At 71.9% G+C, this 19,922-nt stretch carries 16 protein-coding genes; 7 read left to right on the top strand and 9 right to left on the bottom strand.

Annotated features, from left to right (window positions below):
- Positions 1-369 precede the first annotated feature (369 nt).
- From ACFV0T_RS08950 to ACFV0T_RS08940, 3 genes are all read left to right on the top strand, one after another.
- Positions 370-1,218 carry a 3-hydroxyacyl-CoA dehydrogenase family protein gene (locus tag ACFV0T_RS08950; RefSeq protein ID WP_385776064.1) on the top strand — a complete coding sequence of 283 codons (849 nt, stop codon included), beginning with the start codon at positions 370-372 and terminating at the stop codon, positions 1,216-1,218.
- A 169-nt stretch (positions 1,219-1,387) separates the two neighbouring features.
- Positions 1,388-1,711: an STAS domain-containing protein gene (locus ACFV0T_RS08945; RefSeq protein WP_385776062.1), complete on the top strand. Its 324-nt coding sequence runs from the start codon at positions 1,388-1,390 to the stop codon at positions 1,709-1,711.
- A gap of 265 nt (positions 1,712-1,976) precedes the next feature.
- The gene (locus ACFV0T_RS08940; protein WP_385776060.1) at positions 1,977-4,463 is read left to right on the top strand and encodes an ATP-binding protein; all 2,487 of its coding nucleotides are present in this window, start codon (positions 1,977-1,979) and stop codon (positions 4,461-4,463) included.
- Positions 4,464-4,576: 113 nt separating this feature from the next.
- On the opposite strand, the gene nucS is transcribed toward ACFV0T_RS08940, so the two are convergent.
- Complete coding sequence (gene nucS / locus ACFV0T_RS08935; protein ID WP_385776058.1) at positions 4,577-5,248, bottom strand: endonuclease NucS; 672 nt, start codon at positions 5,246-5,248, stop codon at positions 4,577-4,579.
- 253 nt (positions 5,249-5,501) lie between these two features.
- Between nucS and ACFV0T_RS08930 the strand changes: the two genes are divergently transcribed.
- Positions 5,502-5,894 carry an SCO5389 family protein gene (locus ACFV0T_RS08930; protein ID WP_385776056.1) on the top strand — a complete coding sequence of 131 codons (393 nt, stop codon included), beginning with the start codon at positions 5,502-5,504 and terminating at the stop codon, positions 5,892-5,894.
- An 84-nt stretch (positions 5,895-5,978) separates the two neighbouring features.
- Here ACFV0T_RS08930 and ACFV0T_RS08925 read toward each other — a convergent pair whose 3' ends face one another.
- The gene (locus tag ACFV0T_RS08925; RefSeq protein WP_385776054.1) at positions 5,979-7,007 is read right to left on the bottom strand and encodes an LLM class flavin-dependent oxidoreductase; all 1,029 of its coding nucleotides are present in this window, start codon (positions 7,005-7,007) and stop codon (positions 5,979-5,981) included.
- A gap of 223 nt (positions 7,008-7,230) precedes the next feature.
- Between ACFV0T_RS08925 and ACFV0T_RS08920 the strand changes: the two genes are divergently transcribed.
- Positions 7,231-7,560 (top strand): ATP/GTP-binding protein, encoded by a 330-nt coding sequence (locus ACFV0T_RS08920; protein ID WP_385776052.1) that lies wholly within the window; start codon positions 7,231-7,233, stop codon positions 7,558-7,560.
- A gap of 21 nt (positions 7,561-7,581) precedes the next feature.
- Here ACFV0T_RS08920 and ACFV0T_RS08915 read toward each other — a convergent pair whose 3' ends face one another.
- The 7 genes from ACFV0T_RS08915 to mce all read right to left on the bottom strand — a co-directional run bounded on the left by ACFV0T_RS08915 (position 7,582) and on the right by mce (position 17,317).
- Positions 7,582-8,457 carry an ABC transporter permease subunit gene (locus tag ACFV0T_RS08915; protein ID WP_385776050.1) on the bottom strand — a complete coding sequence of 292 codons (876 nt, stop codon included), beginning with the start codon at positions 8,455-8,457 and terminating at the stop codon, positions 7,582-7,584.
- Positions 8,454-9,722 carry an ATP-binding cassette domain-containing protein gene (locus ACFV0T_RS08910; protein ID WP_385776048.1) on the bottom strand — a complete coding sequence of 423 codons (1,269 nt, stop codon included), beginning with the start codon at positions 9,720-9,722 and terminating at the stop codon, positions 8,454-8,456. The genes ACFV0T_RS08915 and ACFV0T_RS08910 overlap by 4 nt, the downstream gene beginning before the upstream one ends.
- Positions 9,723-9,845: 123 nt before the next feature.
- Positions 9,846-10,616 carry an ABC transporter permease gene (locus tag ACFV0T_RS08905; protein ID WP_385776046.1) on the bottom strand — a complete coding sequence of 257 codons (771 nt, stop codon included), beginning with the start codon at positions 10,614-10,616 and terminating at the stop codon, positions 9,846-9,848.
- A 2-nt stretch (positions 10,617-10,618) separates the two neighbouring features.
- A complete protein-coding gene (locus ACFV0T_RS08900; protein ID WP_385776044.1) occupies positions 10,619-11,569 on the bottom strand; it encodes an ABC transporter ATP-binding protein in 951 nt (316 codons plus the stop codon).
- Positions 11,570-11,702: 133 nt separating this feature from the next.
- Entirely contained in the window at positions 11,703-12,638 is a 936-nt protein-coding gene (locus ACFV0T_RS08895) for a cellulose-binding protein (protein WP_385776042.1), read from the bottom strand.
- Positions 12,639-12,821: 183 nt separating this feature from the next.
- Entirely contained in the window at positions 12,822-16,667 is a 3,846-nt protein-coding gene (gene scy / locus ACFV0T_RS08890) for a polarized growth protein Scy (RefSeq protein ID WP_385776040.1), read from the bottom strand.
- Between the two features lie 209 nt (positions 16,668-16,876).
- On the bottom strand, positions 16,877-17,317 hold the full coding sequence (gene mce / locus ACFV0T_RS08885) for a methylmalonyl-CoA epimerase (protein ID WP_385776037.1): 441 nt from the start codon (positions 17,315-17,317) through the stop codon (positions 16,877-16,879).
- Between the two features lie 147 nt (positions 17,318-17,464).
- On the opposite strand from mce, the gene ACFV0T_RS08880 reads away from it, so the two are divergent.
- A complete protein-coding gene (locus ACFV0T_RS08880) occupies positions 17,465-18,664 on the top strand; it encodes an acetyl-CoA C-acetyltransferase (protein ID WP_385776036.1) in 1,200 nt (399 codons plus the stop codon).
- A gap of 35 nt (positions 18,665-18,699) precedes the next feature.
- Positions 18,700-19,656 (top strand): methylmalonyl Co-A mutase-associated GTPase MeaB, encoded by a 957-nt coding sequence (gene meaB / locus ACFV0T_RS08875; RefSeq protein ID WP_385776034.1) that lies wholly within the window; start codon positions 18,700-18,702, stop codon positions 19,654-19,656.
- Positions 19,657-19,922: the final 266 nt, after the last annotated feature.

The following is a 19,922-nucleotide window of genomic DNA, read 5'->3' as shown; positions in this document are numbered from 1 at the left end:
CCGTCCCGGGCGAGCTGCGCGCCGAGATCGCGGCGGTGTCGCCGCGCCGGGCCTGATCGCCCGTCAGATCGCCTGGAGCCGCCCGACGGTCCTCGTCCGCAGCGGGCGGACACGGTCACCGGGCGCAATCCGGACGAAGTGTCACGAGAGGTGCCGGTGTTCCTCGACGACATCGAGGAACTGTTGGGTGGAAAGGTGCTCAACTACGCCGTACGAGCCGAGCGGTGACACCTACCGGTGTGATGTCCGTCAGATGAGACGTGACGCGCATTACTTACCGGTCACACAGCCTCTCGCGAGCGCTATGGTCCGCCGGAGAGGCAGACATAAACAGCGTGTTAGTCATGGTTGCAGTAGGGGAGTCACACAGTGGCACGGAAGCTCGCCGTCATCGGAGCCGGCCTCATGGGTTCCGGCATCGCCCAGGTCTCCGCGCAGGCGGGCTGGGACGTCGTCCTGCGTGACGTCACCGACGAGGCGCTCAAGCGCGGCACCGACGCGATCAAGGCCTCGTACGACCGGTTCGTCGCCAAGGGCAAGCTGGAGGCGCACGACGCCGACGCTGCCCTCGCCCGGATCACCGCGACCACCGACCTGGACGCGGCCGCGGACGCCGACGTCGTCGTCGAGGCGGTCTTCGAGAAGCTCGAGGTCAAGCACGAGATCTTCCGCGCGCTCGACAAGATCGTGCGGGACGACGCCGTGCTCGCCTCCAACACCTCCGCCATCCCGATCACCAAGATCGCGGCGGCCACCGAGCGCCCCGAGCGGGTCGTCGGTGTGCACTTCTTCTCGCCGGTGCCGATGATGCAGCTCGTCGAGCTCGTCCGCGGCTACAAGACCAGCGACGAAACCCTCGCCACCGCACGGGAGTTCGCCGAGTCCGTCGGCAAGACCTGCATCGTCGTCAACCGTGACGTGGCCGGCTTCGTGACGACCCGGCTCATCTCGGCGCTCGTCGTCGAGGCGGCCAAGCTCTACGAATCGGGCGTGGCGAGCGCCGAGGACATCGACCTCGCCTGCAAGCTGGGCTTCGGCCACGCGATGGGCCCGCTGGCCACGGCGGACCTCACCGGCGTGGACATCCTGCTGCACGCCACCGGCAACATCTACACCGAGTCCCAGGACGAGAAGTTCGCGCCGCCGGAGCTGATGCGCCGGATGGTTGACGCCGGTGACATCGGACGCAAGAGCGGGCAGGGCTTCTACACGTACTGAATCTCACGTACGTGTCGGCACTGAAACCGCACAAGCCCCAGGGGTTTCACCCCTGGGGGTGAATTCGGTATCGGTTCGCTTACAGACGGCAACCAGTTCGCCGCTGAAGCAGTCAAACGTTGCACAGCCACCGTCACGGAGTACGCCACCGCACTCTCGGGGAGCGCATATGTACATCAGGGGCGACCACGTCGAGCTGGTCGTCGGGGGCCGCCTCGACGTCCGCAGCGCGGCGGACGCCCGTACGGTCCTGCACTCGGCCGTCGACGACGGAGTCGGCGACCTCGTGCTCGACCTGTCCGAACTCGACTCCTGGGACGCCACCGGCCTCGGGGTGATCATGGGCGTCCACCGGCGGGCCGGCCGGATCGGCCGACGCCTGGTGCTGCGCGACGTCCCGCCGCAGATGCAGCGCCTGCTGGTGGCGACCCGGCTGCACCGGATCCTGGCGATCGAGGGCGGCATCGGCGTGGAGTCCCTGCCCCGCGTGTGACCCCCGGCACGGGTGGGGCCCGGGCCACCGGGAGAGACCCGGTCAGGCTGCGGCGAAACGCCCGACGCGCCCAATCCTCACGAGACTGTGATGTCTCGGACGGCCCGGTACCCCGGGCTGTCGGAGATACTGTGCGAAGGTTTAGGGTTCGGCTGCCCGCTGACCCTGTAACCCTCTAGCGGGCCCGGACCAGAAGCGACAGCGCAGTGTGCGGCAAGGCCGGGAGGGGCTTTCGGCACTCGACGCTTTTGGGGGGCTTGAACCTATGGACCCGATCAACCGGGGACCCGAGGAGCACGGCCATGACGGTGACGGCAACCCGCCGCGCCCGCGCCCGTCCAGGGATCCCCTCACACCCGACTTGAAACCGTCGCCGACCCTGGCCCGCACGGTCCAGTTGATCACCGGCGACCTGCTGCTCACGGTCAACCCCGTGGACGGCAGCGAGATCGAGATCTGCCCGCCGGGCGAGCGGCCCGGCCGGCCCGAGAAGCTCACCGCGGCCGCGCGCGCCGAGGCCGACCGCGCCGCCAGGCCGCCCGTCCCGCCCGGTCCCGCGCAGCCCGCACTGCCGCTGCTCGGCCGCCAGGACGAGCGCGAGGGCCTGGTCAGGCTGCTCGCCCGGGGCCGCTCCGTACGCCTCACCGGCCCCGCGGGCTCCGGCCGCACCAGCCTCCTCGACGTCGTCGCCGAGGACTGCACGGACCTCGCCCCCGACGGCGTGGTCCGCCTCGACGGCTCCCACCGCACGGCGACCGAGCTGCTGTACGACCTGTTCTACGCCGTCCACGACGCGCCCCTGCACCGCCCGGACCGGGACGAGCTGACCGAGTACGTCCGGGAGATCGGCGCGGTCGTCGTGGTCGACGACGTCGAGTTCGGCGGCGCCGCGCTCGACGAACTGCTCGACGCCACCCCCGAGTGCGCCTTCGTGCTCGCCACCACCCCCGAGGTGCCCGCCCCGACCGCCGACGCGGCCGTCGCGGAGATCCTCCTCGGCGGCCTCGACCGCGCGGGCGGTGTGGACCTCATCGAGCGCGCCGTCGGCCGTGTGCTCACCGAGGAGGAGTCCAACTGGGCCGGCGACCTCTGGTTCGAGTCCGAGGGCCTGCCGCTGCGCTTCGTCCAGGCCGGCGCCCTGCTGCGGCAGCGTGACCGGCTGCGGGCCGGCGTCGGCGCCGTCGACGAGTTCGGCGTCTTCGCGGACGTGCTGCCCGTCGACGCCCCGTTCGACGCCGAGGCCACCGAGGACGTACCCCTGCCCTCGCTCGGCGAGGCGGCCGCGCCCGCCCCGCTGCTCGCCACCCGGCTGAGCACCTCGGCCCGCGCCACCCTGCGCTTCGCCGTCGCCCTCGGCGGCGAGATACCGCACCAGGCGCACCTGCCCGCGCTGGTCGGAGACACCCACGCGGACGCCGCTCTCGGCGAGCTGGCGGCCTGCGGCCTGGTCTCCCCGGTGGGCTCCCGCTACCGGCTCGCGGCGGGCGTCCTGACCCAGCTGGAGGCCGCCGGCTACGCCGACGACATCGAGACCCGCGCCCTCACCGCCGCCCGGCACTACGCCTGGTGGGCCGGACACCCCTCGGTCACCCCCGAACGGGTGTGCGCCGAGGCCGACGCCCTGCTCACCGCCCTCGCCGTGCTGGCGCCGGTGGCCGTCCCGCCTGCCGACGGCGAGGAGAGCACCGTCGCCCAGCTGGCCCGCACGGCCGCGCCCGCGTTCGCCGCCGGACTGCACTGGAGCGCCTGGGAGCGGGCGCTGCGTTCCGGCGCCGAGGCCGCCCGGCTCACCGGGGAGGTCTCCGAACAGGCCTACTTCCACCACGAGTTGGGCGTCCTCGCGCTCTGCGGCGGACAGTACGACCGAGCGCGCGCCGAACTGGAGGCGTCCATCGGCCTGCGCGGCGCGCTCGCCGACAAGCGCGGCACCGTCGCCGGCCGCCGCGCCCTTGCCCTGGTCGCCGACCGCACGGGCGACGTGCCCGGCGTGCGGGCCACGGCGGGCGAGGAGGTGCCCGACGCCCGCTCCGAGGAGTCGGCCTCGCCGTCCGGCGGGGTGCCCGCGGTCTACCCGCCGCTCGTCGCGGACACCTCCACGCTGGTCACCCACCAGGCCTCGGGCGGGGGCGCGCACAAGGGCCGCGGCGGTCTGCGGGGCCTGGCCCGGCGCAACCTCGTGGCGGCCGGCGCGGGGGCGATGCTCGTGGCCGTGCTGGGCACGGTCGTGACGCTGGGCGCCACGTCGGACAACGACGCCAACACCCCATCCGATCAGGTCGGCGTCAACCCGTCCGCGAGCCAGGGCCTGGACGACGGCAGCCTGGGCGCCGACACACCCAAGAACGACGACGGCAGCGGCAGCAGCGGGGCGCCGGCGGCCGCGCCGACGGATCCGGGCCCCGACGGCACCTACGGCACGTCCGACGATCCGACGCCGACGGGCGGCGCGGAGCCTTCGGACCAGCCGAGCGGGACGAAGGGGTCGGGCGGCTCGTCGAGCAAGCCGACCAAGTCGCCCTCGGCCACGCCGAGGCCGAGCCACAGCTCGCCGAGGCCGCCCTCGTCGCCACCGGCTTCCTCCCCCTCGACCCCCTCGTCGACGCCCTCGGCCTCGCCCTCGACGTCGCCGTCCGCCAGCCCGAGCGACACGACCGGCAGCAGCGCGTCCGCCAGCGCCTCGCAGACCGCCTCCGAGAGCGCGTCGGAGGGCACCGGGGCGGGGACGCCCAGCGACTCGGCACCGGTGATCTGAGGCCGCCGGACGCGCGCCCGGCGCCGCGTCCGACACAGTGCCCGAAACGGAGAGGGCCGGGTCCGTCCGCCGGACCCGGCCCTTCTCGTCGTACGCGGTGGTGTGCGGCCCGCTCAGAACAGCCGCAGCTTGTCGTCCTCGATGCCCCGCAGCGCGTCGTAGTCCAGGACGTGGCAGCCGATGCCGCGGTCCGTGGCCAGGACGCGGGCCTGCGGCTTGATCTCCTGGGCCGCGAAGACACCCCGCACCGGAGCGAGGTGGGGGTCGCGGTTGAGCAGTTCCAGATAGCGGGTGAGCTGCTCGACACCGTCGATCTCACCGCGCCGCTTGATCTCGATCGCGACGGTCCGGCCCTCGGCGTCCCGGCACAGGATGTCGACCGGGCCGATGGCGGTCATGTACTCGCGCCGGATCAGCGTGTAGCCCTCGCCGAGGGTGTCGATGCGGTCGGCGAGCAGCTCCTGAAGGTGTGCTTCCACGCCGTCCTTGATCAGGCCGGGATCCACGCCCAGTTCGTGCGAGGAGTCGTGGAGGACCTCCTCCATCGTGATGATGAGCTTCTCGCCCGCTTTGTTGACGACCGTCCACACGCCCTCCTCCGCGCCGCTGCCTTCCTTCAGCGTGCAGGGCGGGGACATCCAGTTCAGGGGCTTGTAGGCCCGGTCGTCCGCATGGATCGAGACGCTGCCGTCCGCCTTCACCAGAATCAGGCGGGGCGCGGAAGCGAGGTGGGCGGTGAGCCGGCCCGCGTAGTCGACGGAACACCGGGCGATGACGAGACGCATGGTCGGCAACGCTACTCGACGGGCGGAGGTGCACGCGATTCGCCCTGGAAAACATCTGTTCGCTCGTGGCCGATTGTGTGCCTACTGGGAGTTCTCTATGTGCGCAATCTCCTGGTGCCGTCACCGTCGGTTGCCTACCGTAGTAAACGGGAGGTCGCGGTGCGTGTACGCAGCGTGCTCGTTGTCTCGCCATGGCGAACTCCCTTTCCCTGTCCGGCAACCCCTGCGTTCCGGGGGTGCGAGAGGAGAACCCATGTCGCTCGACGTCTCACCGGCCCTACTCGAACAGGCCGAGCGAGGCGAGGTCGACGAAGCAGAATTCGTCGACTGCGTCCGGACCTCCCTGCCTTACGCATGGGAGATGATCAGCTCCCTGGTGGCTCAGCTGAAGGTGGACGGCGACCAGTTCGCCGACAACCAGACGCCCCCGCCGGACGAGCAGGCACGAGGCCAGCTGCTGCGCGCGCTCGCGAGCGACGCGATACGCGGCGCCCTGCAGCGGCACTTCGGTGTGCGGCTGGCCTTCCAGAACTGCCACCGGGTGGCGGTTTTCCCGCTGGACGACTCGGTCGACGAGACGCTGGCGCGTTTCACCTCGGTGCGTAGTCAGGTGCTGAACCAGTCCCCCGAGTTCAGGGACTGCTGACGCAGTGAGCCGCCTGCTTGCCGCTCCGTACGCGGGAGGTGCAGTCAGTACCGGAGCGGCAAGCTCCCCGCGTCGCGGGGATGTTCAGCCGAGCTGCGGGAGCACCTCGGCGCCGAGTCGTCGTACGTTCTCCTCGGTCGCCGCCAGGTCTCCCGAACCCTCGACCAGCAGGGCGAAGCGGTTGATGCCGGTTCGCTCGCTGGTCGCCGCGAGCCGGTCGGCGCACAGCCGCGGGGTGCCCACCGGGTGCAGCCCGCAGAGCAGTTCGGTGTACGCCAGCGGGTCGCGCATCTGCCGGGCGCGGCCGTCCACCGTCACATGGGCGTCCAGCCCCTGCTTCAGCCAGCCCGGCATCGCCTTCGTCAGCGCCTCCACCGCGTCCGTACGCCGGTCCGCGACCTGGCAGACCCCGGCCGAGACATGGGCCGCGCCACGGATCTCCTGCGCCGGCCGCCCGGCCGCGCGTGCGTGCTGTCGCCACAGGGCCACCATCTCGGCCTTCTCCTCGTCCCCGATGTGCATCCCGAGCAGCATCGGCAGGCCGCGCTCGGCCGCCATCCGCACACTCGCCGGGGACGTGCAGGCGACGACGACCTCGGGTCCCGTGCCGTCCGTCAGGGATTCCGACGGCCTGGGCACGACGGGGACTTCTCGGAAGCCGAAACGCTTCCCGCGCGCTTCCACCGACGGTTCGCGCAGCCAGCGCACCAGCAGATCGAGTGATTCCGGGAACCCGCTCTCGTACGCCTCCAGGCCGGCGCCGAAGACCTCCAGGTCGACCCACGGCCCGCCGCGTCCCACGCCCAGCGAGAACCGGCCGCCGCTGGTCACATGCAGCAGCGCGGCCTGTTCGCCGAGGGCCACGGGATGGACGGTGGGCAGTACGCTGACCGCGGTGCCGACCCGGATGCGCCGGGTGCGGCCCAGGAGCAGCGCGGCCAGGGTGACCGCCGACGGACAGGTGCCGTACGGCACGAAATGGTGCTCGGCCAGCCAGACCGTGTCGAGCCCCGCTTCTTCGGCGACCTCGGCGGAGCGGACCGCACGGTGCAGCGCCTCCCCCTGGCCCTGCCCCGGGAACTGGGCCGCCAACACGAAACTTCCTACACGCATTGCACTTTCCTGCTTCCTTGGCTCCGACGCGGAGCTCCCCCACTCGGCATAACCGTCTGACACGTGCCGAGGTCACGGCCTGACGGAGAGATTTGCCGATTGTCTGGAGAATCGGTCGCCCAGGAGGGGGACTTGTGGGGTTCGGTGCCCTACGCGTACCCCCGTCCACGCCGCGTAGGCTGGACTTGGCCCGTGCTTCCTGTATAGCCCCGTGAGGTGTCCCGTGTCCCCGCGTCGCAACCGTCCCAAGGGCTCCGGCTCCGGCCGGAGCGCCGAGGACGACTCCGCCGGCCGCTACGGCGGCTGGCAGTCCTCGGAGAGCTGGCAGGGCGACGAGTGGAGCGTGCGGCATGTGGCCGGGTCGAGCGCGCAGGGCAAGGCCTACCGGTGCCCCGGCTGCGACCAGCTGATCCCCGACGGGGTGCCGCACGTCGTGGCCTGGCCCGAGCACTCGGGCGTCGACGAGCGCCGGCACTGGCACAAGGCGTGCTGGAACGCACGGGACCGCCGCACCACGCGGGTGCAGCGGTCCCGTGACGCGCCCAGATTCTGAGCCGTCCTCCGGCTCCGGTCGTCAGACGTCCCGCTTCTCCAGCAGCGCGAAGGCGCCGGCGAACGCGACCGCCGTGACGCCCAGGGCGATCCACAGCGGGTCCCAGCCGGACGGGCCCGACTCGCTGAGCGAGGTCGAGTAGAAGACGCTGAGCTGGTTCGGGATCGAGTACTCGAACAGGGCCTCGCGGACCTTCTCCAGCGACGCGGAGAACATGAACAGCGCGATCACCAGCGGAGCCAGCAGGACGCCGATCATGATGGTGATGGCGCCCGCCGAGTGCCGGATGATCGAGCCGACGACCAGCGACAGCAGGCCGAGCAGCGCCACGTAGAGCGAGACGCCGATCGTGGCCTTGAACCACTCGCCGCCCGACGGCTGCCTCGCCCCGTCCAGCAGGGACACGTCCGCGAGGGCCACGAGGACGGCCGACGCCAGCGTGACGACGAACGCGACCGCGAAGAACACCAGCGCCTTCGCCGTCAGCACCCGCCCGCGCGACGGGCACGCGGTCATCGTCGTGCGGATCATGCCGGTGCCGTACTCGGAGGCGGTGGTCAGCACGCCGAGCGTGATGATGCACATGCTGCCGAGGAGCAGCCCGAAGAATCCGAACGACAGCGGGTTCTCGGACGCGAGATCCCCCTCAGAGGCGTTGCTCGCGACCAGCACGGCGGCCAGCAGGCCGATGCCGATGACGAGCAGCACGAACACGCCCAGCGTCCACATCGTGGAGCGCACGGACCTGATCTTCGTCCACTCCGACCTGATGGCGTGCCCGAGGTGGGTACGCACGACGGGGATCGGCGAGGTGTAGGTGGGGTACGCGGAACCGGCCGTCGCCTGCCAGTGCGGTGCGGGTGTGGCCTGCGGCATCGGGGGCTGGGGCGTGCTCATCGGGCGTCCTCGGGCTTGGTCAGGGCGTCGGTGGCGGGTGCGGGTGCGGGTGCGGGTGCGGGTGCCGGGGTGGCGTCCGCGACCGGGGCCGGCGGGGCGGCGGGCGCGGCCGGCGGGGCCGCGGGTGTGCCCGTGGGCGCCGCGTACGGGTTGGGCGCCGCGGGAGCGCCCTGACCGCCGTACGGGCCCGCGGGGACCTGGCCCGGGGCCGGCTGCTGCATCGCGAACGGCTGTCCGCCCTGCTGGGGCGGCGGCGGGGCGTACCAGCCCGGCTGTCCCTGTCCCGGTACCGGCATCGGAGGCTGCGCGCCGGGCGGCAGCTGCTGCATCAGCCCGGTCCGCTGGTCGATCGTCGAGCGGTAGTCGACCGCGCCCTGCGTCATCCGCATGTACGCCTCCTCCAGCGAGGCCTGGTGCGGCGACAGCTCCCACAGCCGCACCTCGGCCTCGTGGGCGATGTCGCTGATGCGCGACAGCGGCAGGCCCGTCACCCGCAGGGCGCCGTCCTGCTCCGGCAGCACATGGCCGCCCGCCTCGGCGAGCGCGGAGCCGAGCTTCTCGCGCAGCTGGGGCTCGGTGTCGGGGGTGCGCACCCGGGCGAAGTCGGCGGAGTTGGCCGAGATGAAGTCGCGCACGCTCATGTCGGCGAGCAGCTGACCGCGCCCGATCACGATGAGGTGATCGGCGGTCAGCGCCATCTCGCTCATGAGGTGGCTGGAGACGAACACGGTCCGTCCCTCCGCCGCCAGCGACTTCATCAGGTTGCGTACCCAGAGGATGCCCTCCGGGTCGAGGCCGTTGACCGGCTCGTCGAAGAGCAGCACCTGGGGGTCGCCGAGGAGCGCGGCGGCGATGCCGAGCCGCTGGCCCATGCCCAGCGAGAACCCCTTGGAGCGTCGCTTCGCCACGTCCTGGAGCCCGACCACACCGAGGACCTCGTCCACGCGCCGGGCCGGGATGCCCGAGAGCTGGGCGAGGCTCAGCAGGTGGTTGCGGGCGTGCCGGCCACCGTGCACGGCCTTGGCGTCGAGCAGGGCACCGACCTGGCGCGGGGCGTTCGGCAGCTTGCGGTACGGGTAGCCGCCGATCGTCACCGAACCGGCGGTGGGGTTGTCCAGGCCGAGGATCATGCGCATGGTCGTCGACTTGCCCGAGCCGTTGGGCCCGAGGAAGCCGGTGACAGCGCCCGGCCGTACCTGGAAGGAAAGGTTGTACACGGCGGTCTTGTCGCCGTAGCGCTTGGTCAGGCCGACAGCCTCGATCATGCTCCGCACCCATCGAAAGGATCAGGACAGCGGGGCGCACGCCCCCGTAAGGGTTAGGAGCTTATCCGGGCGCTGACGGTTCCGCCCAAGGGCGGGTAAAAACACCGCAGGTCAGCACGGTTACTAGGCGTCGCGTCTCTTCAGCAGCAGGTAACCGCCCGCGAGTGCGGCGATCACCCACAGCAGCATGATCCCGAGGCCGCCCCAGGGGCCGTAGGGGGTGTCGTCGCCGGCCCGGGGGACCACCTGAAGGATCCGGCTGCCGGCCTGGTCGGGCAGGAAACGGCCGATCTTCTTGGTCGCGTCGACGTTGCCGAGGACGTTGGAGATCAGGAAGAAGAACGGCATCAGGATGCCCAGCGACAGCATCGGGGAGCGGAGCATCGCGGCGACGCCCATCGAGAACATCGCGATGAGGGTCATGTAGAGCCCGCCGCCGATCACCGCCCGCAGCACACCCGGGTCGCCGATCTGCGCCCGGTGCGAGCCGAGCACGGCCTGCCCGAGGAAGAACGCGGCGAAGCTGGTGACCAGCCCGACGGCCAGGGCGAGCCCGGCGGCGACCGTGATCTTGCTGAACAGGAACGTGCCGCGCTGCGGCACGGCGGCCAGCGAGGTGCGGATCATGCCGGTGCTGTACTCGTTGGAGACGACCAGCACCCCGAACACGATCATCGCCAGCTGTCCGAGACTCATCCCCGCGAAACTGATGAACGTCGGGTCGAAGGACAGCCGCTGCCGCGGGCTCATCTTGTCCAACTCGCTCCTGGACAGCGCCGAGATCAGCATGCCCAGGACGATGGTGACCACGACGGTGAGGGAGAGCGTCCACACCGTGGACGCCACGGAGCGGATCTTCGTCCACTCGGACCTCACGACCTGTGCCGCCGCCATGCTCAGCCCCTCTCCCAGACGTTGTCCCACTGCTGCGGCAGCGCCGTGTCGGCATGCGCGTGGTACTCGACCGACTCCGCGGTCAGCTGCATGAACGCCTCCTCCAGGGAGGCCTGCCGGGGACTCAGCTCGTGCAGCACGAGCTGGTGCTGCGCGGCGAGCTCCCCGATCTGCTCGGGCTTGCCGCCGTCCACCTCCAGCACACCGCTGCCGGACTCCACGACCGTGATCCCGGCCTCGTGGAGCACGTCGAGCAGCCGCTCGCGCTGCGGGGTGCGGACCCGGACGTACGAGCGGGAGTTCTGCTGGATGAAGTCGGCCATGGAGGTGTCGGCGAGCAGCCGCCCCTGGCCGATGACGACCAGATGATCGGCGGTCAGCGCCATCTCGCTCATGAGGTGGCTGGAGACGAACACCGTCCGGCCCTGCGCGGCCAGCGATTTCAGCAGGTTGCGGATCCAGTGGATGCCCTCGGGGTCGAGACCGTTCACCGGCTCGTCGAACATCAGGATCCGCGGATCGCCGAGCAGCGCCCCCGCGATCCCGAGCCGCTGACCCATACCCAGCGAGAATCCCTTGGCCTTCTTCTTCGCGACCGCGGTGAGCCCGACGGTGTCCAGCACCTCGTGCACCCGGCTGCGGGGGATGCCGTTGCTCTGGGCGAGGCACAGCAGATGGTTGAAGGCACTGCGCCCGCCGTGCACGGCCTTGGCGTCCAGCAGGGCGCCGATGTACGTCAGCGGGTCCTTGAGGTGGTCGTAGTGCCTGCCGTCGATCCGGACGTCACCGGCCGTCGGCCGGTCCAGGCCGAGCATCATGCGCATGGTGGTCGACTTGCCCGCCCCGTTGGGCCCGAGGAAGCCCGTGACGATGCCCGGTCTGACGGTGAAGGTCAGGTGGTCGACCGCCACCTTCTCGCCGTACCGCTTGGTCAGCCCCTCGAGCTCGATCATGCGCCCACGCTAGGGCGGCCGTTGGGCGGCTGCCACCCGGGTGGGCAAACAGCGTCCGACGGCGTGGCGACGGCCGTACGCCGAAGGCCCGCACCCACGGGGGAGGGGTACGGGCCTCGGTTTCGCTACGGTGTCACCGGGTCTGCTGGGCCGGGACCCCGCGGGAGATCGGCTCGTCGTCGGCAGGGGTGCCGGCGGCGGCCACCGCGGCGCCCGTGAGCGTGGCGAGCATCTCGCGGACGTTCGTCAGCTGGGCGTTGATCGAGTCACGGCGGTTCGTCAGTGCCGCCAGCTCGCGCTCGGATTCCGAGCGGATGCGGTCGGCCTTGGCGTTCGCGTCGGCCACGATGTCCTCGGCCTGGCGCTGGGCCGTCTCGACCGTCTGACGGGCGCGACGCTCCGCGTCCGTGCGCAGCTTCTCGGCCTCCAGACGCAGCTGCTCGGCGCGGTGCTCGATCTCGGCGAGACGCTTCTCGGCCTTCTGCTGACGCGAGGCCAGGTCGCGCTCGGACTGCTCGCGACGCTTGGCGAGGTTCGTCTCGAAGTCGGCGGCGGCCTGCGCGGCCTTGGCGCGGGTCTCCTCGAAGAGGGCGTCGGCCTCCTCGCGCTTGGACTGCGCGTCCTTCTGGGCCTCGGAGCGCAGCTGCGAGGCGTCGCTCTTGGCCTTCTCGACGATGCGGACGCCCTCGTCCTCGGCCTTGGACTTGCGCTCGGCGGCGAACGACTCGGCGTCGTTACGGACCTGCTGGGCGGCCGACTCGGCGAGCTCGCGGTGCTGCTCGGCCGCGCGACGGGCCTCCTCGCGCAGGTCCTTGGCCTCCTCCTCGGCGAGGCGGAGGATCTTCTCGACACGCGCGCCGAGACCGGCGTACGACGGCTCGGCGTCGGTGACCTGAGCCTGGGCGTTCTGCGTCTCGAGGTGGAGCTCCTCGATGCGCTTCTCGAGAGCGGTGATGCGGGCCAGAGCGCTGTCACGGTCGGAGACGAGCTTCGAGATGCGTTCGTCCACCTGAGCGCGGTCGTACCCACGCCGCACAAGCTCGAAGCCGTAGGGGGAAGTGTCGCTCATGGGGTTCCTGTCGAATGAGACCGGTGAGGTGATAGGTGGAATCCTAGGGGCCGGAGCGGTGTGTCATCGAGCGGATACGTGTTTGATCTGGAGAATGACACCCCTTTTGAGTGGCTCGCCGCCGGACAGCTTGCCAAAAACCCGGTCAAAGGCCCCAAGGCTTAACGGAACTCTCACAATCCGCTAGCCCTCGGTCGGCTTGCCCCCCGCGCGGGGGGCGCCGACGCTCGCGCCCGCCTTGACCCCGCCGTCCTTGCCGCCCGGGGTCTCGAAAGACTCCAACGCCTCCAGGACGTCCTGGACACGGGAGATCTCGGCGTTGATGTCCTCGCGGCGCCGCACCAGGATCTCCAGCTCGCGCTTGCCCTCCTCGACCGTCTGCCTGGCCTCGCGGATCGCCTCGGCCTTGAGCTCCTCGGCCTCCCGGACCAGCGAGGCCTTCTTCTGCTCGGCCTCCTTCAGGAGCAGTTCGGCCTTCTTGACGGCGGCGATCCGCACCTTGCCGGCCTCGGAGTTGGCCTCCGACACCAGGTCCTTGGCCTTCGCCTGCGCCTTGCCGAGCTGCTCCTCGGACGCCTTGATGAGCGCGTCGCAGCGGTCGCCGGTCGACTTCATCGTCTCGGCGGCCTCGCGGCGGGCCCGCTCGTGCAGCTCCTCGATCTCGGTCGTGATGCGGTCGCGCAGCTCCTCCGCGCGCTCCCGGATGGCGGTGGCGTCCCGGCGGGCGCCGACGAGCAACTCGTCCGCGTCCGTACGGGCCTTCTCCACCCGTCCGTTGCCCTCGATCGTCGCCTCGGACACCAGTCGCTCGGCCTCGGTGCGGGCCGCGCCGACCATCGTGTCGGCCTGGGCCTCCGCGTCCGCCGTGGCCTGCTGCGCCTGCTGCTGGGCCTCGGTGAGCAGTTTGTCCGCCTCGGCCGCGGTCTCCGTGATGAGGGTGTCGACCTGCTCGGCCGCCTCCGCACGCCGCTTGTGCGAGTCCTGGCGGGCCTCGTCGAGGGTGCGCTCGGCCTCCTCGCGCGCCGCTGACACCAGCCGCTCGGCCTCCTCCGCCGCCTCGGTACGCACCCGAGCGGCCTCGGAACGCATCCGCTCGGCGTGCTGCTGCGCGGAACCGACCGTGTCGGCGGCCTCGGCGCGCAGCCGCTCCGCGTCCCCGGTGGCGTCCCCGATCAGCGTCTCGGCCGCGGCGAGTGCCTCGGTCCGGACCCGCTCGGCCTCCGCGGCCGTCTCCGACTGGAGCCGCTCCGCCTCGGCCGTGACCTCGGTGATGAGCGTGTCCGCCTGCGTCGCCGCGTCCGACCGGATGCGGTTGGCGTCGTCCCTGGCGTCCGCTCGGGCGCGTGCCGCGTCCTGGTCGGCCTGGGCGATGACGTCCGATGCCTCGGTGCGCACCTGCTGGGCGTGCGCGGACGCCTCCGAACGCAGCCGCTCCGACTCGGCGATCGCCTCCGCCATGGTGCGCTCGGCGAGCGACTTGGCGGCCTCGGTCTCCTCGTGCGCCTCGCGCCGCAGCCGGGTCGCGTCCTCGCTCGCCCGCTCCCGCTCGGCGTACGCGTCGGCGCGGACCCGGTCCGCCTCCTCCTCGGCCTCCCGGCGGGTCCGGTCCGCCGCATGCTCGGCGGCGGAGCGCAGCCCCTGGATCTCCTCCTGCGCCTGGTCGTGCAGCCCGGTGACGGAGTCCCGTACCTGCTGGGCGTGCTGCTCGGCGGCGGACACCATCTCGGTGGCGCGCCGGTCGGCCTCCTCGACCAGCCGTACGGCCTCGACCTGGGCGTCCTCGACCCGCTTGCGCGCCGACGCGAGCAGTTCCTCGCTCTGCTCGCGGGCCCGCTCGCGCTCCTGGTCGGCCTCCTGGCGGGCGGAACCGAGGAGTTCCTCGGCCTCGCGGCGGCGCCGGACGGCCTCCTCCTGGGCGGCGGCCAGCGTCTCCGAGGCCTCCGTCGCCAGTCGCTCCGCGGCGGCCTGCGCCTCCGAGCGCACCCGGTCGGCGGTGTCCTGGGCGTCCGTCTTCAGCCGCTCGGCCTCGGCCGCGGCCTCCGAGCGCAGCCGTACGGCGATGTTCTCGCCCTCGGCCCGGGAGGCGGACGCGTCGGCGGCGGCCTCGTCGCGCAGCCGCTCGGCCTCGGCCTCGGCCTGTGCCTGGAGAGTGCGGATGCGCTCGGCGGCCTCGGTGCGCAGCCGGTCGTTCTCCTCGGCGGCCTCGCGGCGGATCCGCGCGGCCTCCTCACGGGCGTCGGTCAGTGCCTGCTCGGCCGACGCGAGCCGGTCCTCGGCCTCCGTGTGCAGCCGGGCCAGCCCGTCGGCGGCCTCGGCCTGCCGGGCCGCTATGGCGCGCTCGGTGTCCTCGCGCAGCTCGGCCGCGGCCCGCTCGGCGTCCGCCTTGATGCCCTCGGCCTGCTCGGTGGCCTCGTCGCGGTTGCGCTCGGCCTCCTTGCGGGTGCGCTCCAGCGTCTCCTCGGCCTGCCGGCGCAGCGTGGTGGCGCGTTCGATGGCCTCGGTGCGGACCTTCTCGCTGTCCGTGGTGGCGCTCTGGCGCAGCTCGTCCGCGTCCACCTTCGCCTTGGCGAGCAGCTCCTCGGCGGTCCTGGCCGCCTCCTCGATCTGCTGGACGGCCTCCCGCCGGGCCTCGGCGCGGATCTTCTCGCCCTCGCCGACCGCGTCGGAGCGCAGCTGCTCGGCCTCACCGCGCAGCCGGCGGGCCTCCTCCTGGAGCTCTACCGTCTTGGCGCGGTACTCCTTGGTGTCGTCCTTCGCCGCGCCCTTGAGCTGCTCGGCGATGTCGTGCGCCTCGGCGCGCAGCCGGTCCGCCTCGGTCTCCGCCTCGGTGCGGATCCGCTCGGCCTCCTCGGAGGCCGCCTTGGTGGTCTTGCGCGCGTCCTCCTGCGCCCGGTTGAGGACGTCCTCGGCGGTGCGCGCGGCCTGGCTGAGCTGGGAGGCGGTCTCCTCGGCGGTGGCGCTGCGGGCCTTGTCGGCGGCCTCGGCGAGGATCTTCTCGGCCTCGGCACGGGCGTCCGCGACGACCTGCTCGGCGTCCGCCTTGGTGGCCTCGGCCTCCTTCGTGGCCTCGGTGACCAGCCGGGCGACCTGCTCCTTCGCGGTCCGGGTGCGCTGCTCGTTCGTCGACTCGGCGCCGGACAGCGCCTTGGCGGCGGCGTCCTTGGCCTCGGCGAGCACCTTCTCGGCCTCGGCGCGGGCCTCGCGCAGCGCCGAGTCGGCCTCGGCGGCGCGCTGCTCGGCGGCGCGGCTGAGTTCGCCCGCCTGGCGGCGGGCCGTGTCGGACTCGGTCGCCGTGGAGGTGCGCAGCGCCTCGGCGTGGTCGGTGGCCTCCTGGGCCTGGGTGGAGGCGGCGTTCAGCAGGCGCTCGGCGTCCGTGCGGGCGCGCCGGAGCAGCTGCTCGGCCTCCGCGCGGGTCGCCTCGGAGTCGCTCTGGAGCCGCTGGCGGGCCTCCGCGGTGACCCGCTCGGCCTCCGCACGGGCGGCGGCCATGGCCTGCTCGGCCTCGGCGCGGGACTCCTCGAGCAGTCGGCGGGCCTGCGACTCGCTGCGGGCGCGCAGCTGCTCCGCCCACGCCACGTTCTCGTTGACGTGCGACTCGACGGTCTGGCGGCGCTCCGCCAGCTCCTGGTCCAGCTGCTGCCGGCGGGCCACGGCCTCCTGGTGCAGCTCGGCCTGGAGCCGGGCGGCCTGTTCGGCGTGCTCCTGGAGGATCCGCTGTGTCTGCGCCCGGGTCTGGCTGAGCTCGCGCTCGGCGTCCTGGCGCAGCTGATCCGCCTGCATCTGCGCGTTGCGCAGCATCTGCTCGGCCTGGTACCCGACGTCGCCGCCGTCGAAGGCGGGCCGGGACATGATGGTGCGCCGCGCCTCGTGCAACTTGGCGCGCAGCACCTCGACCTGGTAGCCGAGGTCCTCGGCGTGCTGGATCGCCTTTTCCCGCTCGGTCTTCAGCCGCTTCATCTCGGCCTCGAACCGAGAGAGGTGGTCGACGTCAGCCGCCGGCTCTCGCTCCTGGCTCTCGTAGCCCCGCACTGCGCGGTCCCATCCGTCCCCTGGTCGCAAGCTTCTCCTACGAGCTCCGTTCATCCGCCGAACGGGGCCCCCGGGGAATGGTGTCAGATCGACAACGGAGCATGGGCTGCTGCCCCGACGCTCGTCCCCCGAAACCCGGACCCCGGCATGCGGTCGCCCCGATGTGAGCGACGACCGCCCCCAACCCTACCGGCCCATATGTACGAGGGTCAGTGCTCAGGTGACTCAACCGGTGCCGAAGTGACGAGTTCTGTCAGTACACCGTGGCAATCCTTGGGATGCAGAAAGGTGATTCGCGACCCCATGGAGCCGCGTCGTGGCTCCTCGTACAGGACGCGTACGCCCTTGCCCCGGACGTCCGCGGCGTCCGCGTCCACGTCCGCCGTGCCGAAGGCGATGTGATGGACACCCTCGCCGTTCTTGTCGAGCCACTTCGCCACGGTGGAGTCCGGGCGGGTCGGCTCCAGCAGCTGGAGGTACGACGCGCCGCCGTCGGACGTATCGTTGATCTTGAGCATGGCCTCGCGTACGCCCTGCTCCTCGTTGACCTCGGAGTGGAACACCTCGAAGCCGTATGTCGCCCGGTAGAACTCGACGGTCTTGTCGAGGTCGAAGCAGGCGATCCCGATGTGGTCGATTCGCGTCAGCATGCTGCCAGTGCAGCGCTCCGAAGGTGGTTACGCAACGTGCGCGCGATCACACCGACAGCCGGATGACGGGTGGACTACCGCTCAGTACATTCGAGTAAACCCTCGTTCACTCCTCGGCTGTGCAGGCCGGTAAGGGGATCGCAGCTCATGTCTTCTGGAACGAACAGCTCGGTGATCGTCGCGGGCGCTCGTACGCCCATGGGGCGGTTGCTGGGCTCGCTGAAGTCCTTCTCGGGCGCCGACCTCGGCGGCTTCGCGATCAAGGCCGCCCTCGACCGTGCGGGCATCGGCGGCGACCAGGTGCAGTACGTGATCATGGGGCAGGTGCTCCAGGCCGGGGCGGGGCAGATCCCGGCCCGCCAGGCCGCGGTCAAGGCCGGCATCCCGATGAGCGTGCCGGCGCTCACGATCAACAAGGTGTGTCTGTCCGGCCTCGACGCGATCGCGCTGGCCGACCAGCTGATCCGCGCGGGCGAGTTCGACATCGTCGTGGCGGGCGGCCAGGAGTCCATGACCAACGCCCCCCACCTGCTCCCGAAGTCCCGTGAGGGCTACAAGTACGGCGCGGTCGAGATGCTCGACGCGATGGCGTACGACGGTCTGACCGACGCCTTCGAGAACATCGCCATGGGCGAGTCCACCGAGAAGCACAACACGCGCCTGGGCATCGGCCGTCCGGAGCAGGACGAGATCGCCGCCCTGTCCCACCAGCGTGCCGCCGCCGCCCAGAAGAACGGCGTCTTCGAGGCCGAGATCACCCCGGTCGAGATCCCGCAGCGCAAGGGCGAGCCGGTCGTCTTCAGCAAGGACGAGGGCATCCGCGGCGACACCACGGCCGAGTCGCTGGGCAAGCTGCGCCCGGCGTTCACCCGGGACGGCACGATCACCGCCGGCACCTCCTCGCAGATCTCGGACGGCGCGGCCGCCGTGGTCGTGATGAGCAAGGCCAAGGCGCAGGAGCTCGGCCTGGAGTGGATCGCCGAGATCGGCGCCCACGGCAACGTGGCCGGGCCGGACAACTCTTTGCAGTCGCAGCCGTCGAACGCGATCATGCACGCCCTCAAGAAGGAGGGCCTGGAGGTCTCCGACCTCGATCTGATCGAGATCAACGAGGCCTTCGCCGCCGTCGCGGTGCAGTCAATGAAGGACCTCGGCGTGTCCACGGAAATGGTGAACGTCAACGGCGGGGCCATCGCCCTGGGCCACCCCATCGGGATGTCCGGCGCCCGGCTCGTGCTGCACCTGGCGCTGGAGCTCAAGCGCCGCGGCGGCGGGGTCGGCGCGGCCGCGCTGTGCGGTGGCGGCGGCCAGGGTGACGCCCTGATCGTGCGGGTAGCCAAGGTCTGAGTTCCCGGTACGTCTCGTAAGCGAACGGAGCTGTGATGCAGGACGTCTCCTCTCTGGTGGCCCAGGCCAGGGAAGGCCGGCCGCGGGCCGTGGCCCGGCTGATCTCCCTGGTCGAGGGGGCGTCCCCGCAGCTGCGGGAGGTCATGGCGGCGCTGGCGCCGCTCACCGGCAACGCCTACGTCGTCGGTCTCACCGGCTCCCCGGGGGTCGGCAAGTCGACGTCGACCTCGGTGCTGGTGACCGCGTATCGCAAACAGGGCAAACGTGTCGGCGTCCTGGCCGTCGACCCGTCCTCCCCGTTCTCCGGCGGGGCCCTGCTGGGCGACCGCGTCCGGATGTCGGAGCACTCCTCCGACCCGGGCGTCTATATCCGCTCCATGGCGACCCGCGGCCACCTGGGCGGGCTCGCCTGGTCCGCGCCGCAGGCGATCCGTGTCCTGGACGCGGCCGGCTGCGACGTGATCCTGGTCGAGACGGTCGGTGTGGGCCAGTCGGAGGTGGAGATCGCCTCCCAGGCGGACACCTCGGTGGTCCTGCTGGCCCCCGGGATGGGCGACGGCATCCAGGCCGCGAAGGCGGGAATCCTGGAGATCGGCGACGTCTACGTGGTCAACAAGGCGGACCGTGACGGCGCCGACGCCACCGCGCGCGAGCTGAACCACATGCTCGGCCTCGGCGAGTCCCGCGGCCCCGGCGACTGGCGCCCGCCGATCGTCAAGACGGTCGCCGCGCGCGCCGAGGGCATCGACGAGATGGTCGAGGCCCTGGAGAAGCACCGGGCCTGGATGGAGGAGCGGGGCATCCTCGCCGAACGCCGCCGGGCCCGCGCGGCCCGCGAGGTCGAGACCATCGCCGTCACCGCCCTGCGCGAACGCATCGGAGACCTGCACGGCGACCGCCGGCTGAGCGCGCTGGCGGAGCGCATCGTGGCGGGCGAGCTGGACCCGTACCGGGCGGCGGACGAACTGGTGGCCGGACTCACGCAGGGCTGACAGGGGCGGTCCGCCCGCCCCCTGGCCGACTCACGCGGCCCGTGGGTACGTCGACCGCGTGTTCCTCCTCTTGGCACAGCCCGCGCCCGCGCCCGCGCCCGCGCACGGCGAACGGCACCAGGCCGGCGCCGTCGCGGCCCTTCGGCGTCCCCTCGCTGCGGCGTCCGCCGGTCCGCGCACCGTCATGCCGGGCGGGCGTACGGGCGGAGACGGCGACGCTCGTCGGCAGGGCCGGGGCGTACGCGAGGAGACGGCGGCGCTCTTCG

This window comes from Streptomyces sp. NPDC059582 (assembly GCF_042735715.1).
Classification (GTDB): Bacteria; Actinomycetota; Actinomycetes; order Streptomycetales; family Streptomycetaceae; genus Streptomyces.
This window is presented reverse-complemented; position numbering and strand designations above follow the sequence as displayed.

What these genes read in the sequence shown, in the direction of transcription:
- ACFV0T_RS08945 (WP_385776062.1), top strand. Translation starts at nt 1,388, where the DNA reads ATGTACATCAGGGGCGACCACGTCGAGCTGGTCGTCGGGGGCCGCCTC.
- ACFV0T_RS08940 (WP_385776060.1), top strand. Translation starts at nt 1,977, where the DNA reads ATGGACCCGATCAACCGGGGACCCGAGGAGCACGGCCATGACGGTGAC.
- nucS (WP_385776058.1), bottom strand. Translation starts at nt 5,248, where the DNA reads ATGCGTCTCGTCATCGCCCGGTGTTCCGTCGACTACGCGGGCCGGCTC.
- ACFV0T_RS08930 (WP_385776056.1), top strand. Translation starts at nt 5,502, where the DNA reads ATGTCGCTCGACGTCTCACCGGCCCTACTCGAACAGGCCGAGCGAGGC.
- ACFV0T_RS08925 (WP_385776054.1), bottom strand. Translation starts at nt 7,007, where the DNA reads ATGCGTGTAGGAAGTTTCGTGTTGGCGGCCCAGTTCCCGGGGCAGGGC.
- ACFV0T_RS08915 (WP_385776050.1), bottom strand. Translation starts at nt 8,457, where the DNA reads ATGAGCACGCCCCAGCCCCCGATGCCGCAGGCCACACCCGCACCGCAC.
- ACFV0T_RS08910 (WP_385776048.1), bottom strand. Translation starts at nt 9,722, where the DNA reads ATGATCGAGGCTGTCGGCCTGACCAAGCGCTACGGCGACAAGACCGCC.
- ACFV0T_RS08905 (WP_385776046.1), bottom strand. Translation starts at nt 10,616, where the DNA reads ATGGCGGCGGCACAGGTCGTGAGGTCCGAGTGGACGAAGATCCGCTCC.
- ACFV0T_RS08900 (WP_385776044.1), bottom strand. Translation starts at nt 11,569, where the DNA reads ATGATCGAGCTCGAGGGGCTGACCAAGCGGTACGGCGAGAAGGTGGCG.
- ACFV0T_RS08895 (WP_385776042.1), bottom strand. Translation starts at nt 12,638, where the DNA reads ATGAGCGACACTTCCCCCTACGGCTTCGAGCTTGTGCGGCGTGGGTAC.
- mce (WP_385776037.1), bottom strand. Translation starts at nt 17,317, where the DNA reads ATGCTGACGCGAATCGACCACATCGGGATCGCCTGCTTCGACCTCGAC.
- ACFV0T_RS08880 (WP_385776036.1), top strand. Translation starts at nt 17,465, where the DNA reads ATGTCTTCTGGAACGAACAGCTCGGTGATCGTCGCGGGCGCTCGTACG.
- meaB (WP_385776034.1), top strand. Translation starts at nt 18,700, where the DNA reads ATGCAGGACGTCTCCTCTCTGGTGGCCCAGGCCAGGGAAGGCCGGCCG.